Source organism: Curtobacterium oceanosedimentum, assembly GCF_040545555.1.
Classification (GTDB): domain Bacteria; phylum Actinomycetota; class Actinomycetes; order Actinomycetales; family Microbacteriaceae; genus Curtobacterium.
On the sequence record NZ_JBEPMD010000011.1, the window covers coordinates 53482 to 67975 of the forward strand.

Consider the following 14494-nt stretch of genomic DNA (forward strand, 5'->3'; position numbering starts at 1 on the left):
CGGGCGGGTACGACGCCGACCACCCGCGGATCGACCTGCTCCGGATGCAGCACTACGCGGCGCTCGTGCACCTGCCGCTGGAGAGCTCGCTCGACGACGTCACCGCGGCGTGCGACCGCGTGCAGCCGCTGGTCCGGTGGACCGTGAAGTGGGCGCGTGCGGACGACCCCGAGGCCTCGGACGACCCGGCGCCGCCCGTGCCGGGAGCGCGGTCGATCCACGAGCGCGCCTGACCGCCCGTCCGCCGGCTCCTCCCTAGGCTCGGGGCATGCCGACGCTCGACCGTTCCCCTGCCCTCGTCGCCACCGGGTTCCTCGCCATCCCCGTCGCCCAGGCGCTCGTCGCACTGCCGAGTGACCTGCTGTCGACGATCCAGGCGGCGCCCATCGACCCGGCCCTCGCCGACACCGCGGCGTTCTCCGAGGCGTACGGGTACCCGCTGGAGGGCGGTGCGAACTGCATCGTCGTCGTGGGGAAGCGCGGCGACGAGGTCCGGTACGCGGCGTGCGTGGTGCTCGCGTCGACGAAGCTCGACGTGAACCGGGTCGTCAAGAAGCTGCTCGACGTCCGCAAGGCCAGCTTCGCGCCGATGGACCAGGCGGTCGAGCTGACCGGGATGGAGTACGGCGGGATCACCCCGATCGGGCTGCCCGCGGACTGGCCGGTGTACGTCGACGCCCGGGTGCTCGAGGCTCCCGAGGTCGTCGTCGGCGCAGGGCTCCGCGGGGCGAAGGTGTTCCTGCCCGGACGCACCCTGGCAGCGCTGCCGAACGTCACCGTCGTCGAGGGGCTGGCGGTTGAGGGCCCCTCCGTCGAGGAGGATCCGGCCACCGGAGCCACCGGAGCCGCCGACCTCGGCTGAGCCGCGTCAGCGAGCGGCGGTCAGGGTCTTCGTGATCCGCTGCAACGACACCGTCTCGGCGGTCCCGAGCTCCTGGGCGAACAGGCTCAGGCGGAACTCCTCGAGCATCCACCTGGCGTGCACGAGCTCGGGGTGCGCCCCGACCGACGGCGGGAAGGTCCCACCGGCGTCCGTGTAGCGGTCGGTCGCAACCGTGACCTCGCGCATCCACGTCGCATCGCGCCCCGGGTTCTGCAGCAGCTTCTGCACGCGGGCGTCGACCCCCTGCAGGTACACCCGGATGCGGCGCAGTCGGTCGAGCCCGGCGACGGCGACGAAACCCGGGAACACCAGGCGCTCCACCTGCTGCCGCATGTCCGTGAGTGCGGGCAGCAGCGCCATCGAGTTCGCCTGCTTCATCGCCTTGTCGGCAGCCCGCTGCGCGGTGAGCACGGCGGCGACCTCGGACACAGCGGTGAACATCGTGTCGACGACGGTGGCGGAGACCGCATCGCGGACCGCCTCGAAGTCGACCTTCGTGAAGACCAGTCCGTCGGGGTGCGCGCGTCGGATGCCGGCGTCCACGACGGCGGCCAGCACGTCGTCGAACAGTGCCGCGGTCGACGGGTACGGGCTGGCGGCCAGGGCGAGCTTCTCCTGCGCGGTGAGGTGCGACTGCACGTACGACACCGGCGAGGGCACGGCGTGCATGACGAGCCGACGGACGCCGGCCGGCATGCTCACCGCGCGGTCGCCGGGGGTCGCCAGGAGCCGGACGCCGACGGTGGCCTTCGGGCCCTCGCCCTCCTCGACCAGGGACGGGTACGCCCGGATCACGCCACCGGCCTGCTTCGTGTCGAGGACCTGGGGCAGGTCGTCGGACGGCCAGGTGGTGAGGCCGGACCGTTCCACCTGCGTGCCGGAGGACGCCCCGGCGACGCGCGCCGCGCCTCCCGGCCGTGCCGCCGCCTTCGCCGTGGCGGAGGCGACGCTCTGCTGGGTCCGGTCCTTCAGCTTCGTCTGCAGGGCCGCGAGGTCCTTGCCGGACTCGACCCGACGGCCGCGCTCGTCGACCACCGCCCAGGTGGGCAGCAGGTGCGCGGGCACCCGGGAGAGGTCGAAGTCGGCCTCGGTCACCGGCACGTACGTCATCCGTTGGATCGCCGCCGCGAGGGTCGCACGGAACGACTCGGTCGGCTCGGTCGGAGCGTCGTCGGGCAGTTCGGCGACGATCTTCTCGGCCCAGTCCGCGGCCGGGACGACGTTCTTCCGGATCTGCTTCGGCAGCGACTTGATCAGGGCGGTGACGAGCTCCTTGCGCAGGCCGCGGACCTGCCAGTCGAAGCCCTCCTCGCGCATGCGGGGGAGCAGTGCCAGCGGCACCTGCACGCTGACGCCGTCGTCCTGCGCGCCGGGTTCGAAGCGGTACTTGATCGCCAGGCGCTGGTCGCCGGAGCGCCACTGCGTCGGGTACTCCTGCTCGTCCTGGGCTGCCTCGGCGGCGTCCTCGTCGAGCAGGTCCTGCCGGCGCATCGTGAGCAGGTCCGGCTGCTCGCGACGGGTGGTCCGCCACCACCCCTCGAAGTCGCGCGTGGTGGCGACGTCCGCGGGGATCCGGGCGTTGTAGAACTCGTACACACGCTCGTCGTCGAACAGGATGTCGCGACGGCGGGTGCGCTCCTCGAGCTGCTCGAGCTCGCGGCGGAGCTTCCGGTTCGCCCGGTCGAAGGCCTGCTGCGCGTCCCACTCGCCCTCGACCAGGGCGTGCCGGATGAACAGCTCGCGCGAGTGCTCGGGGTCGACGCGCCCGTACTGCACGCGGCGGCGCTGCACGATCGGGACACCGAACAGCGTCACGCGCTCGTACGCCACGACCGCGCCCTGCTTCTTCTCCCAGTGCGGCTCGCCGTAGGTGCGCTTGAGCAGGTCACCGGCGAGCGGCTCGACCCACGCCGGGTCGATCCGGCCGACGGTGCGGGCGAAGAGCCGGCTCGTCTCCACGAGTTCGGCGGCCATCACCGCGTCGGGCTGCTTCTTCGCCAGGACGCTGCCCGGGAACACCACGAACCGGACGTTGCGCGCACCGAGGTAGTCGCGCTTCTCCTTGTCGCGCAGACCGATCTGGCTCAGGAGCCCGGCGAGCAGGGACCGGTGCACGGCGTCGCCGTCCTCGGAGCGCGACTGCCCGACGCGGACGTCGACCTGCTTCGCGGCGCGGGACAGCTGCCGGTACAGGTCCTGCCACTCGCGGATGCGCAGGTAGTTCAGGAACTCGGCCTTGCACAGGCGGCGGAACGCACTCGACGACAGCTCCTCCTGCTTGTCCTCGATGTGGTTCCAGAGGTTGAGCAGGGTGAGGAAGTCGCTCGTCGGATCGGCGAACCGGGCGTGCAGCTGGTCGGCATGAGCACGCTTCTCGAGCGGTCGTTCGCGCGGGTCCTGGATGCTCAGGGCGCTGACGATCGCGATGACCTCGCGCCCGACGCCCTGACGGCCGGCCTCGAGCACCATCCGGCCGAGCCTCGGGTCGATCGGCAGCCGTGTGAGCTGTCGACCCGGCTTCGTGATCCGGCCGTCGGCGTCGACCGCGCGGAGCTCCCGCAGCAGGTCGAGGCCGTCCTTCACACCCCGGGAGTCCGGCGGCTGCAGGAACGGGAACCGTTCGATGTCGCCGAAGCCGAGGGAGATCATCTGCAGGATGACCGCGGCGAGGTTCGTGCGGAGGATCTCGGGATCGGTGAACTCCGGGCGGCGCGCGAAGTCGTCCTCCGAGTAGAGGCGGACCGCGATGCCCGCGCTCGTGCGACCCGCACGCCCGGATCGCTGGTTCGCGCTCGCCTGGCTGATCGCCTCGATCGGCAGCCGCTGCACCTTCGCCCGCGGGGAGTACCGCGAGATGCGGGCGGTGCCGGTGTCGACCACGTACTTGATGCCCGGAACGGTCAGGGAGGTCTCCGCCACGTTGGTGGCGAGGACGACGCGCCGTCTGATGCCCGGGGTGGTCCGACGCTCGAACACGCGGTGCTGGTCGGCGGCGGACAGTCGGCCGTAGAGCGGCAGGACCTCGGTGCCCGGGTAGCGCTTGCCTTCGATCGCCTCCTGCGCGTCGCGGATCTCGTTCTCGCCGGACAGGAACACGAGCACATCGCCCGGGTCCTCGCGCGCCAGCTCGTCGAGTGCGTCGGTGATGCCCTGGAGCACGTCGCGGTCGTCTGCGCTCCCACCGCCGCGGCTGCCGCTGTCGTCGGTCCGCGGGTCGGTGTCGTCGCCGTCGTCCGCATCGGCGGCGTCGTCGGCGACGAGCGGGCGGTAGCGGATCTCGACCGGGTAGGTGCGGCCGGACACCTCGATGATCGGGGCGCCGCCGAAGTGCTGCGAGAACGACTCCGGGTCGATCGTCGCACTCGTGATGATCACCTTGAGGTCGGGTCGCCGGGGCAGCAGCCGCTTGAGGTACCCGAGCAGGAAGTCGATCGTCAGGGAGCGTTCGTGCGCCTCGTCGATGATGATCGTGTCGTAGCGCTTCAGGTCACGGTCGAAGTGGATCTCGTTGAGCAGGATCCCGTCGGTCATGAGCTTGATCCGGGTGTTGCTCGACACCTTGTCGGTGAAGCGCACCTGGTAGCCGACGAGGTCACCGAGTTCGCCGCCGAGCTCCTCGGACACGCGCTCGGCGATCGTGCGGGCGGCGATCCGACGGGGCTGGGTGTGCCCGATGGACTCGCGGCCGAGTTCGAGGCAGATCTTCGGCAGCTGCGTCGTCTTGCCCGAACCGGTGGCGCCGGCGACGATGACGACCTGGTGGTCACGGATCGCGGCGGCGATGTCGTCCCGCCGCTGCGACACCGGCAGTTCGGGCGGGTACGTGATGACGGGCGTGGCAGACATGAGCATTCCAGGATAGCGGTCCGGCGGGGGCAGCCGTCAGCGCAGCTGTTCGGCGAGAGCGGCGTCGCTCCGGGCCGGCAGCGCGCAGACGTGGTCGTGGCAGACGTACGCGACCGGCGCCGAGCCGTCCCGCCCCGCGAACAGGGAGAACCCGGCACCGGCCCACGCCAGCGCCTGCTCCGGGGTCACCGTCGCCACGACGGTCCCCGGTCGGCGGGCAGCGAGGGCGGTCCGTCGCATCGGGTCGTCGGCCTCGGACACGACGACGACCTCACGCGACGGGCGCTGCAGTGCGAGCGCGACCCCGAGGGCGTCCGCGTGGCCGAGCGGCCGCTCCGTCCCGGTCTGTGCGCGGTCGGCGACGAGCCGGGTCGCGGCGTCCCGGAGTGCTCGATCGCCGGTGAGCGCGGCCAGCGTCGCGGCCGCCCCCGCCAGCGCGACCGTGCCGGAGCGCAGCGCCGTCTGCGGCTGCTCGCCCGTCGCCGTCCCGGCCGCACGCAGGACCGGATCGGCGTCGAACCGTCCGGCGAGACCGTCGTCGACGAGCGAGCGTGCCGTCTCGGCGTACCGGACCTCGCCGGTCAGGAGCGCGAGTTCGAGCAGCCCTTCGGCGAGCAGGCCGACGTCCTCGATCGTGGGCGGCGCAGACGACGAGCCGTGGGCGGTGCTCGAGCGGACGACGACGTGTCCGTCCCGCACGTGGGCGGCGAGGACCGCGTCGGCAGCACTCCGCGCGAGCGTCGTCATCTCGTCGTCGCCGTGCCGCGCCGCAGCACGGGCGAGCCCCCGGACGGCGAGTCCGTTCCAGCCGGTCAGCACCTGGTCGTCGAGCGGTGGCCGATCGAACCGCCCGCGCTCGTCGAGCGGCAGGCGGTACCAGTCGCCCTCCACACGTCGTCCGTCGATGGTCGACTCGCTGTCCTGCGCCGCGACGAACGCACCGTCGGGTCGCCGCAGCGTGTCCCGGAGGAAGTCCGCGATGCCCCGTGCCTGCCCGGCTTCGGCGACCGCGAGCAGTCCCGCGTTGTCGTACAGCATCCGTTCGTAGTGCGGCACGCTCCAGTCGCGCTTGGTCGCGTACCGGAACACACCGCCGTCGGCGTCGGTCAGCTCGGTCGTCCGGATCGCCCGGAGGCTCCGCTCGAGCAGCCCTCGTGCGACGTCGTCGCCGTCGGCCGCGACCTCGCCGAGGAACTCGAGGAGCGGCGCGCTCGGGAACTTCGGCGCACCGCCGAAGCCCCCGTACGTGGTGTCCTCCGCCGAGACGAGCTGCGCGGTCACCGAGCGGATCGCGTCGGCGGACGGGAGGCCCGGTGCAGCCCCGCCGGACGGCGCACCACCCTGCGCGGTGGCGTCCGCCTGCGCCCCCTGGGCGATCGCCGCGGCGATCGCGCCGGCGTTCGCGTCCACCTCGTGCCGTCGCTGGGTCCACGCGTCGAGCACCGCCGCCAGGACCTGGCGGAACGAGCCGACCTGGCCGACCTGGGTCGGGGGGTAGTAGGTCCCCGCGAAGAACACCCGCCCCTCGGGCGTCGCGAACGCCGTCAGCGGCCACCCGAGCTGCTGCGTGAACGCGCTCGCCGAGGCCATGAGGCTGGCGTCCACGTCGGGACGCTCTTCTCGGTCGACCTTCACGGCGACGAAGTCCCGACGGAGCAGCTCGCCGATCTCCGGGTCGGAGAAGCTCTCGCGCGCCATGACGTGACACCAGTGGCACGTGGCGTACCCGACCGAGACGAGCACGGGCACGTCGCGCTCCCGCGCCTCGGCGAATGCCGCGGGTCCCCACTCGCGCCAGTCCACCGGGTTGTCGGCGTGCAGGCGCAGGTACGGGCTGACCGCGGTTCCGAGCCGGTTGTCCTTCATTCCTCCAGCGTGCCCCGTGGGGGCTGGGCGGTGGTGACGATCCGGCGATCGGTGGACAGCTCGTGCTCGTCCACAGGCGCAAGCCGCGGAGTCAGGGCCACGGTGCCCGGGCCGGCGGTCAGCCGGGCAGCCAGCCCGTGAGCGACGCGAGCTGTCGTGCGATCTCGAGCGGGGACCTGCCGTCGGTGTCCACCCGCGCGACCGTGTCCGCGACGGCCGAGTCGAGCCTCCCGGCCGTCGCCGCGCTGTGGGCGAGCTGCGCCTGCGGGACCGTGCCGCCCGCTCGCCGGGCCAGTCGACCGGTGGTGGTGGCGTCAGAGGCGCGGAGCAGGACCGCGGTGACGACCGGGTCGTCACCCATCGCGGCGGCGAGCCGTTCGTGCTCGAGCACGGACACGGTGTTCGTGAAGACGAGCCGGTGGTGCCCGAGTTCGCGGTACTCCGCCCACATCGCGCGCAGGTTCCGTTCGGCGAGCCGGACGGTGGGGTGCGCCACGTGCGGAGCCGGGTGCGCGAGGTCCAGGAGGTCGCCCTCGATGACCGCGTGCGGGACGTCGGCTGCCGCCAGCAGGTCGTGGAGCGCCTCGGCCGCGGTCGACTTGCCGACGCCCGAACGCCCGCCGACGAACAGGACCTCCGAGCGTGGCACCGGTTCAGCCCCTGCCGAGCGAGAGCAGCACGAGGGCGGCGTCCTCCGGGCCGTAGTCGAACATGCGGTCCCAGAACGGGTCCTGCGCCCAGGGGACGTCACCGCCGGCCGGCACGGCGTGTGCGGTCTCGAGCAGCCAGTCGACCTCGGGCCGGACGGCGTCGGCGTACCGCGGGGGCTGCCACCCGAGCGCGCGAGCCGCCGTCGTGTCGAGGACGAACGGCGACGGTGCGCTCCACGGGGTCGTCCCGACGAAGGCGGGGGCGTCCTGGTCGAGCAGGACCTCGTCGAACCGGTGGTCGACGAGCCCGGCCAGGGTGCGCACGATCTCGAGGACGTCGGGCGCGGTCTCGTCGGCCACGTTGAGGATGCGGCGGTCCGGAGCGTCGGCGACCAGACGCACGAGGGACGCGATCCCGCTCGCCGCCGTCGTGTGGTCGACGCCCCGTCCGTGGTCGGCGAGCAGGATGCGCTCCCGGCCGTCGAGTGCGCGGCGCACCACGAACCACTCCCGCGGGCGGCCGGTGCCGACGCCGTACACCTTCGAGGGACGGAGCACGGTGACGGGGGCACCGTGGTCGAGCAGGACCTGTTCGGCGGCGACCTTCGCGGCCGCGTACCCGTCGCGCGCGGTCGGGTCGCCGTCGTCCGCGACGACGGTCGGCTGGAGCTCGGTCACCGCGCCGCCGAACACCGGCTTGTCGACCGAGTTCGCGTGCCGCCCCTGGTCGTCGACGTAGACCGCCTTCGACGACACGAACACCGTCGAGCCGACGTCGTCGAGGAACGGCCGCAGCTGCAGGGCGTCGTCCCGGGTCACGCCCACGGTGTCCACGAGCAGGTCGGCACCCGGGCGGAGGAGATCGCGGAGCACGCTCGTGTCGCGGCGGTCACCGGACACGAAGGAGGCACCGGCTGCGGTCAACGCACCGGCTGCGGGACCGCCGCGTCGGGCCAGGACGTCGACCTGCCAGTCGTCGCCGCCGCGGCCGGAGACGTCGAGGAGGTCACGGACCACCGCCGACCCGGTCCCGCCGGTACCGCCGAGGACGACCGCGCGTCTGGTGCTCATGCGCCAACGCTAGTGCCGCGGGGACGGTACGGACGGCGTGGTCGGCGTGGTCGACGCCGAGGCCTCAGGACGCGACCAGCTCCGGTTCGAGGCGCCACCACTCGGCGAGGGACCCGTCGTAGACCTTCACGTGGTCGTGCCCGAGCACCGTCAGGGCGAGCGCGTCCACGCACGCCGCGCTGCCGACGCCGCAGTACGTCACGATCTCGTCGGCGTCGAGCACCCGTGCGAAGACCTCGGCGAGGGCCGGGCCGCGGCGGAGGGTGTTCGTCTCGGGGTCGACCACGTCGTCCGTCGTGATCGCCGTGCTGCCGGGCACCACGCCGGGGTGGTCCGTGCCCAGGGCCGACGGAGGGGCCGCCAGGACGACGGCCGCCGGCTCCTCACCACGGACGGCGCGCAGGACACGGTCGTGGTCGGCCCACACCGGACGCTCCTCACCGGCGAGGAACGACTCGGCGGACGACGGGCGGACCTCGCCACGGAGCGGTCCGACCCGGACCGGTCGTCCCTCGTCGCGCCACTTGGCGAAGCCGCCGTCGAGCACCGCGACGTCGTCGAAGCCGAACGCGCGGAAGATCCACCAGAGCCGCGCGGCCCACTCGCCGACGCTGTCGTCGTACACGACCACGGTCGAGCCGTTGGTGACGCCGAGACCACGCGCGGCGGACTCGAAGCGCTCGGCACTCGGCCGGGTGAAGGGCACGTCGGCGTCCGGCGAGGAGAAGTCGTCGACGAGGTCGGCGTACCGGGCCCCGGGGACGTGCCCGTGCTGCTCGTACGCGTCGCGGGCGGCCTGCCACTGCATCGCCGTGCCGACCCCCGTCGTGTGCACCGACGCGTCGAGGACGACGAGTTCGTCGGCACCGATGTGGTCGGCGAGCCACTGCGTCGACACGAGCGGCGAGGTCAGGACGGGGGCCATGGCGCCCACCGTAACGCGGCCCTCCGACGAGGCCTCGGATGTCCGACACACTGCGCAACGCCAGTGTCCCTGACGCCTGGATGCCGAATCCGCTCGCACCGGACGGGCGGACGTTGCCCGTTCGTTCGGCCGGGCCGGGGACACGACATCCCACGCGTCGATCGACGCGTGGGATGTCGCAGAGCGGAGCGACCGTGGCGGCCCGGGCAGCGGCAGCAGCGGGGTCCGCCGCAGCTGCCTAGTGCGCCGCGGCCGGGATGCTGCCCGTCGTGGCGGCCGACGCGTGCGCGAGCTTCGCGAGCCGCACCGACTGCCGGTTGATGAGCAGCCCGCCGGCGAGGGCGACGAGCACGAGCACTCCGGCCGAGATGCCGAAGGCCACGTGGTACCCGTCGATCACGGCCTGAGCCTGCTGCAGCTTCGTCGGCGCTGCCGAGAGGCCTGACAGGCTGTCCTTCACGACGTCGGCGAAGATCGTCGAGAGCAGGGCCGTGCCGATCGAGCCGCCGATCTGCTGCATGGTGTTCACCGTCGCCGAGGCCACGCCGGCATCGGCCCGGGCGACCCCGGTCGTCGCGGTGTTCATCGCGGACGAGAAGATCGTGCCCATGCCGAGACCGATGACGATCAGCGCCGGCAGGACGGTCCCCGCGTAGGTGCTGTCGACCTCGGTGCGGAGCAGGAGCAGCAGCCCGGTCGCCGCGACCAGCCCGCCGGCGAAGATCAGGATCTTCGGACCCACGCGGGGGAGGAGGCGCCCACCGATCTGCGTCGCCGAGATCATGATCGACAGCGGCATCGGGAGGAACGCCAGCCCGGTCTGCAGCGAGCTGAAGCCGAGCGTCTGCTCGAGGTAGTACGTCAGGAACAGGAAGATGCCGAACATGCCGATGGCGACCAGGCCGATGGCGATGAACGCGCCGCCGCGGTCGCGGTCGAGGACGACGCGGAGCGGCAGGAGCGGGTGTGCGACCCGGGTCTCGATCAGGACGAACGCGGCGACGAGCAGGACCCCCGCGGCGAGCATGACGATCGTCAGCGGGGCGTCCCAGCCGTTCGACTCGGCGTTCGAGAACCCGTAGACGATGCCGACCAGGCCCGCGGTGATCGTCAGGACCCCGGCGACGTCGATGCGCGGACGCTCGACCTTCGGCGGCTTCGCCATGAAGACGAGTGCACCGATGACACCGAGCACCGCGAACACGACGTTCACGTAGAGGCACCAGCGCCAGGACGCGTACTCGGTGAGCACACCGCCGAGCAGCAGGCCGATCGCCGCACCCGAGCCGGCGATCGACCCGAAGATGCCGAAGGCCCGGCCGCGTTCCTTCGGGTCACGGAAGGTCGTGGTGAGCATGCCGAGCGCCGACGGGGCGAGCAGGGCGCCGAACACACCCTGCAGTGCGCGGGCGGCGACGAGCAGGCCGAACGAGTCCGCGAGGCCGCCGAGCACCGAGGCCAGGGCGAACCCGACCAGGCCGACGATGAAGGTGGTCTTCCGGCCGAACAGGTCTCCGAGGCGACCGCCGAGCAGGAGCAGGGAGCCGAACGCCAGCGAGTAGGCGGTGACGATCCACTGGCGCTGGTCGGTGCCGAAGCCGAGGTCGGCCTGCGCCGACGGGAGGGCGATGTTCACGATGGTCGCGTCCAGCACGACCATGAGCTGGGCGAGGGCGATGACCGCCAGCGCGATCCAGCGGTGCTCGGCCCGGCCGGAGCCGGAGCCGGGCGTGGTGCCGGCAGCGTGGCCGGTCGTCGTGTGTGCGGACCCGGTCCGGGTCGGCACGGTCTGTTCTGCCGTCACGGCAGCCTCCTTCTGGGAAGGGTGGAGGTGGCGGAGCACGCGCCGTCGAGCGCTTCGCGAGGAGGTGGAACCGGATGTGGTGCATCCGTTTGTGTCGAGTGTAGACCGAAACGGAGTCGGTGCATCCGTTTGTTCCCAGAATCTTCAACTACGGTCGACCTCGTGAGCACCACCGACACCGCGCACGACCTCGAGCGCCCCCTGCGCGCCGATGCCGCGCGCAACCGCGAGTTGATCCTGCAGACCGCTCGCAGGTGCTTCGCCGAGCGCGGGTTGTCGGTCACGCTCAACGACATCGCGCACGAGGCCGGCGTCGGGGTCGGGACGGTCTACCGCCGGTTCACCGACAAGGACGCCCTGATCGAGGCGCTCCTCGCCACCAAGTTCGAGGCGATGAACGCCGCCGCCGCCCGCGCCGCGCAGGAGTCCGATCCGCGTGAGGCGCTGCGCATCTACCTGATGGGCGTCTTCGAGTTCCGCGCGCGCGACCGAGCCCTCGCCGACGCCATCGTCCGCGCGGGGAAGGCGCGGCCGTCGATCGTGCACGAGCGGGACCGGCTCGAACGCCAGGTCGCGACGATCATCGAGCGTGCCACCGTCGCCGGGGTGGTGCGGGCCGGGTTCAGCTACGCCGACCTCCCGATGCTCACCACGATGGTCGGCGCCGTCGCGGACTCGACCCGCGCCCACGACCCGGACGCCTGGCGCCGCTACGCCGAGGTCGTGCTCGAGGGCGTCCTGCCCGGCGGCACCACCGATCCGATGGTCGGTGCGCCGCTCGACCGCGCCGCCATCGAACGCGCCCTGCACGGCCAGCCCTGACGGTCGCCGGCGCCTCGACCGCTACAGCCAGCTCGGCAGCCAGTAGTGCGACCGGACGAAGTCCCACGGCACCTGCAGCCCGGTCCACATCGGGTACCAGTACGCCGACGCCAGCACGACCACGCCGAGGTACACCCCGACCCACACCAGCGCGCGCGTCCGTCGCGGCCGCGGATCGGTCCGTGACCCGGCGACGAGCCCGATCGCCGCGGCCAGGGCGATGACGAGGAACGGTTCGAACGCCACCGTGTAGAACTGGAACACCGTGCGGTCGGTGTACAGCAGCCACGGCAGGTACCCGCCCGCCACACCGATCAGCACGAAGCCGTACTCCCAGCGTCGACGCAGCACGAAGAGCACGAGCAGCGCTACCGCCGCGACCACCGAGGCGTACCAGACGAACGGGTTCGCGATGCCGGTGATCGCCTCGCCGCAGCGGTCCGCCCAGCAGCCGTCCTGGCCGCGGTTCGTCCCGACGTAGTACATCGACGTGGGCCGCTGCATCACGAGCCAGAGCAGCGGGTTCGCCTGATACGAGTGCGGGGTGTGCAGGCCGATGTTGAAGCCGTAGATCTCCGACTGGTAGTGCCACCAGTTCTGCAACGAGTCCGGCACCCACGCGAGCAGGCCCGTCCACCGCTCCCCGCCGGATGCGATCCAGTCCCGGTCCCATCCGCCGGACGTCCGGAACCACCCGGTCCACGACGCCAGGTAGGTCACGGCGGCGATCGGCACCGTGAGCAGGAACGTCACCGGCGCCTGCTGCAGGAAGGCGCTCGACGACCAGAACGCCACACCCGCGCGGCGACGCATCATCATGTCGCTCAGCACGGAGTACAGCGCGAAGAACGCCAGGAAGTACAGGCCGGACCACTTCGTCGCGGACGCCAGACCGAGCGCGACGCCCATCGCGACGAGCCACGGCCGCCAGACCAGCACCGGCCCCCAGAGCGTGTCGCGTCCGTCGTCCGCACGGCGCCTGACCCAGTCGTCGAGCCGCCGCTGCGTCCACCTCCGGTCGAGCAGCAGCGCTCCCGCTCCGAGCACGACGAAGAACGTCAGGATGCCGTCGAGCAGCGTCACGCGCGACAGCACGATCGCCTGCCCGTCGATCGCGAGCAGGAACCCGGCGAGCGTCCCGATCGCCGTCGAGCGGAACAGCGAGCGCGCGATGACCGCGGTCAGGAACACGGTCGCGGTGCCGAGCACGGCGACCGTGAACCGCCACCCGAACGAGCTGTCGGCGCCGAACAGCAGCATGCCGAGGCCGATCAGGTACTTCCCGAGCGGCGGGTGCGCGATGAACTCCGCCGCCCTCGAGTACAGGTCGGTCTCGCCGTCGGCGAAGCGTTGGTCGGTCGTCGGGGCGCCGTCGTCGGAGGAGTTCCCCGGCCAGGTGCCCTCGTACCCGAGGTGCACGATCGACCAGCCGTCCTTGACGTAGTACGTCTCGTCGAACACCAGCGAGTGCGGGTGACCGAGTCCGACCAGCCGGAGCACGGCCGCCAGCAGGGTCACCGCGATCGGACCCGTCCACCGCCAGATCGCGACGCGCTGCGACGTCGACAGGACCCGACCCCACCAGTCGTCGAGGCGGGAGCCGGCCGGTCCGTCGACGAGGGCGGTGCGGTCGTCGGTCAGCTCGCTGGTCATCGCCTGCATCCTACGGATCGCCGCCACGGCGGACCTGGCACCAGAATGGGGAGGTGATCGTCCTCGCAGCAACGCCCATCGGCAACCTCGGCGACGCGTCGCGCCGACTCGTCGAGACCCTGTCGAACGCGAGCGTGGTGGCCGCCGAGGACACCCGGACCGCGATCCACCTGATGCGCGCGCTCGGCATCGAGAACCGCCCCCGCCTCATCGCCCTCCACGAGCACAACGAGCGCGCGAAGGCCTCCGAGGTGGTCGAGCTCGCCCGCGACGAGGACGTGGTGGTCCTCACCGATGCGGGCATGCCCGCGATCAGCGACCCCGGCTTCCCCCTGGTGGAGGCCGCGGCGGCCGCCGGGGTCACCGTCACCGCCCTGCCCGGCCCGTCCGCGGTGCTCATGGCGCTCGCCGTGTCCGGCCTGCCGACCGACCGCTTCAGCTTCGAGGGCTTCCCGACCCGCAAGGCGGGGGAGCGCCGTCGCCTGTTCGCGTCCCTGGCCGGTGAGCAGCGGACGATGGTGTTCTTCGAGTCACCGCACCGGCTCGCCGACACGCTCGCCGACATGGCCTCGGGCTTCGGCGACGACCGCCGCGCGGTCGTGTGCCGCGAGCTCACGAAGCTGCACGAGGAGGTCCGCCGCGACTCGCTCGCCGCGCTCGCCGCGTGGGCTGCCGACGGGGTGCGCGGGGAGATCTGCGTGGTCGTCGAGGGGTCGACCGGTGCGCTCGACGTGACGAGCATCGAGGACGGTGTGCGGCTCGTGCTCGAGCGGGTCGCAGCCGGGTCCCGCATGAAGGAGGCCGCCGCGGCGGTCGCGGACGCGACCGGGCTGTCGAAGCGCGACCTGTACGAGGGCGCGCTGGCCGCGCGGTAGGGCCGACCACCGTCGGTCTGGAGGCACGGGGCGGGCTCGCCACGCGCCTCCCGTCCGGTTCTCCACAGGCGGCGCGCGGGGCGCGTCACGCGGCTCCGG

11 protein-coding genes are annotated in these 14494 nt (G+C 72.4%); 4 read left to right on the plus strand and 7 right to left on the minus strand.

The window, feature by feature from the left end:
* Positions 1 to 44 precede the first annotated feature (44 nt).
* Both ABIC52_RS12440 and ABIC52_RS12445 read left to right on the plus strand, forming a co-directional pair.
* The gene (locus tag ABIC52_RS12440) at positions 45 to 233 is read left to right on the plus strand and encodes a hypothetical protein (protein WP_126891683.1); all 189 of its coding nucleotides are present in this window, start codon (positions 45 to 47) and stop codon (positions 231 to 233) included.
* A 35-nt stretch (positions 234 to 268) separates the two neighbouring features.
* Positions 269 to 862, plus strand: a complete 594-nt coding sequence (locus ABIC52_RS12445) for a YbaK/EbsC family protein (RefSeq protein ID WP_126891684.1) — start codon at positions 269 to 271, stop codon at positions 860 to 862.
* 6 nt (positions 863 to 868) lie between these two features.
* Here the strand turns inward: ABIC52_RS12445 and hrpA are convergent, their stop codons facing one another.
* The 6 genes from hrpA to ABIC52_RS12475 form a co-directional block, all read right to left on the minus strand.
* The gene (gene hrpA, locus ABIC52_RS12450) at positions 869 to 4729 is read right to left on the minus strand and encodes an ATP-dependent RNA helicase HrpA (RefSeq protein WP_354027473.1); all 3861 of its coding nucleotides are present in this window, start codon (positions 4727 to 4729) and stop codon (positions 869 to 871) included.
* Positions 4730 to 4765: 36 nt separating this feature from the next.
* A complete protein-coding gene (locus ABIC52_RS12455; RefSeq protein ID WP_354027474.1) occupies positions 4766 to 6595 on the minus strand; it encodes a thioredoxin domain-containing protein in 1830 nt (609 codons plus the stop codon).
* A gap of 118 nt (positions 6596 to 6713) precedes the next feature.
* The gene (locus tag ABIC52_RS12460; protein WP_126891585.1) at positions 6714 to 7244 is read right to left on the minus strand and encodes a P-loop NTPase family protein; all 531 of its coding nucleotides are present in this window, start codon (positions 7242 to 7244) and stop codon (positions 6714 to 6716) included.
* 4 nt (positions 7245 to 7248) lie between these two features.
* Positions 7249 to 8316 (minus strand): NAD-dependent epimerase/dehydratase family protein, encoded by a 1068-nt coding sequence (locus tag ABIC52_RS12465; protein WP_354027475.1) that lies wholly within the window; start codon positions 8314 to 8316, stop codon positions 7249 to 7251.
* Between the two features lie 64 nt (positions 8317 to 8380).
* Positions 8381 to 9241 carry a sulfurtransferase gene (locus ABIC52_RS12470; protein WP_209679222.1) on the minus strand — a complete coding sequence of 287 codons (861 nt, stop codon included), beginning with the start codon at positions 9239 to 9241 and terminating at the stop codon, positions 8381 to 8383.
* A gap of 238 nt (positions 9242 to 9479) precedes the next feature.
* Positions 9480 to 11045, minus strand: coding sequence for an MFS transporter (locus tag ABIC52_RS12475; RefSeq protein ID WP_354027476.1), 1566 nt, complete (start codon positions 11043 to 11045; stop codon positions 9480 to 9482).
* Positions 11046 to 11207: 162 nt separating this feature from the next.
* Here ABIC52_RS12475 and ABIC52_RS12480 point away from each other — a divergent pair, with 162 nt between their 5' ends.
* Positions 11208 to 11867 carry a TetR/AcrR family transcriptional regulator gene (locus ABIC52_RS12480; protein WP_354027477.1) on the plus strand — a complete coding sequence of 220 codons (660 nt, stop codon included), beginning with the start codon at positions 11208 to 11210 and terminating at the stop codon, positions 11865 to 11867.
* A gap of 21 nt (positions 11868 to 11888) precedes the next feature.
* Here the strand turns inward: ABIC52_RS12480 and ABIC52_RS12485 are convergent, their stop codons facing one another.
* On the minus strand, positions 11889 to 13520 hold the full coding sequence (locus ABIC52_RS12485) for a dolichyl-phosphate-mannose--protein mannosyltransferase (protein WP_126891580.1): 1632 nt from the start codon (positions 13518 to 13520) through the stop codon (positions 11889 to 11891).
* 53 nt (positions 13521 to 13573) lie between these two features.
* Between ABIC52_RS12485 and rsmI the strand changes: the two genes are divergently transcribed.
* Entirely contained in the window at positions 13574 to 14395 is an 822-nt protein-coding gene (gene rsmI, locus ABIC52_RS12490; protein ID WP_126891579.1) for a 16S rRNA (cytidine(1402)-2'-O)-methyltransferase, read from the plus strand.
* Positions 14396 to 14494 lie beyond the last annotated feature (99 nt).

Bases quoted from the DNA above. Each gene is read 5' to 3' on its own strand.
- ABIC52_RS12440 (WP_126891683.1), top strand. From the start codon at position 45: ATGCAGCACTACGCGGCGCTCGTGCACCTGCCGCTGGAGAGCTCGCTC.
- ABIC52_RS12445 (WP_126891684.1), top strand. From the start codon at position 269: ATGCCGACGCTCGACCGTTCCCCTGCCCTCGTCGCCACCGGGTTCCTC.
- hrpA (WP_354027473.1), bottom strand. From the start codon at position 4,729: ATGTCTGCCACGCCCGTCATCACGTACCCGCCCGAACTGCCGGTGTCG.
- ABIC52_RS12455 (WP_354027474.1), bottom strand. From the start codon at position 6,595: ATGAAGGACAACCGGCTCGGAACCGCGGTCAGCCCGTACCTGCGCCTG.
- ABIC52_RS12465 (WP_354027475.1), bottom strand. From the start codon at position 8,316: ATGAGCACCAGACGCGCGGTCGTCCTCGGCGGTACCGGCGGGACCGGG.
- ABIC52_RS12470 (WP_209679222.1), bottom strand. From the start codon at position 9,241: ATGGCCCCCGTCCTGACCTCGCCGCTCGTGTCGACGCAGTGGCTCGCC.
- ABIC52_RS12485 (WP_126891580.1), bottom strand. From the start codon at position 13,520: ATGACCAGCGAGCTGACCGACGACCGCACCGCCCTCGTCGACGGACCG.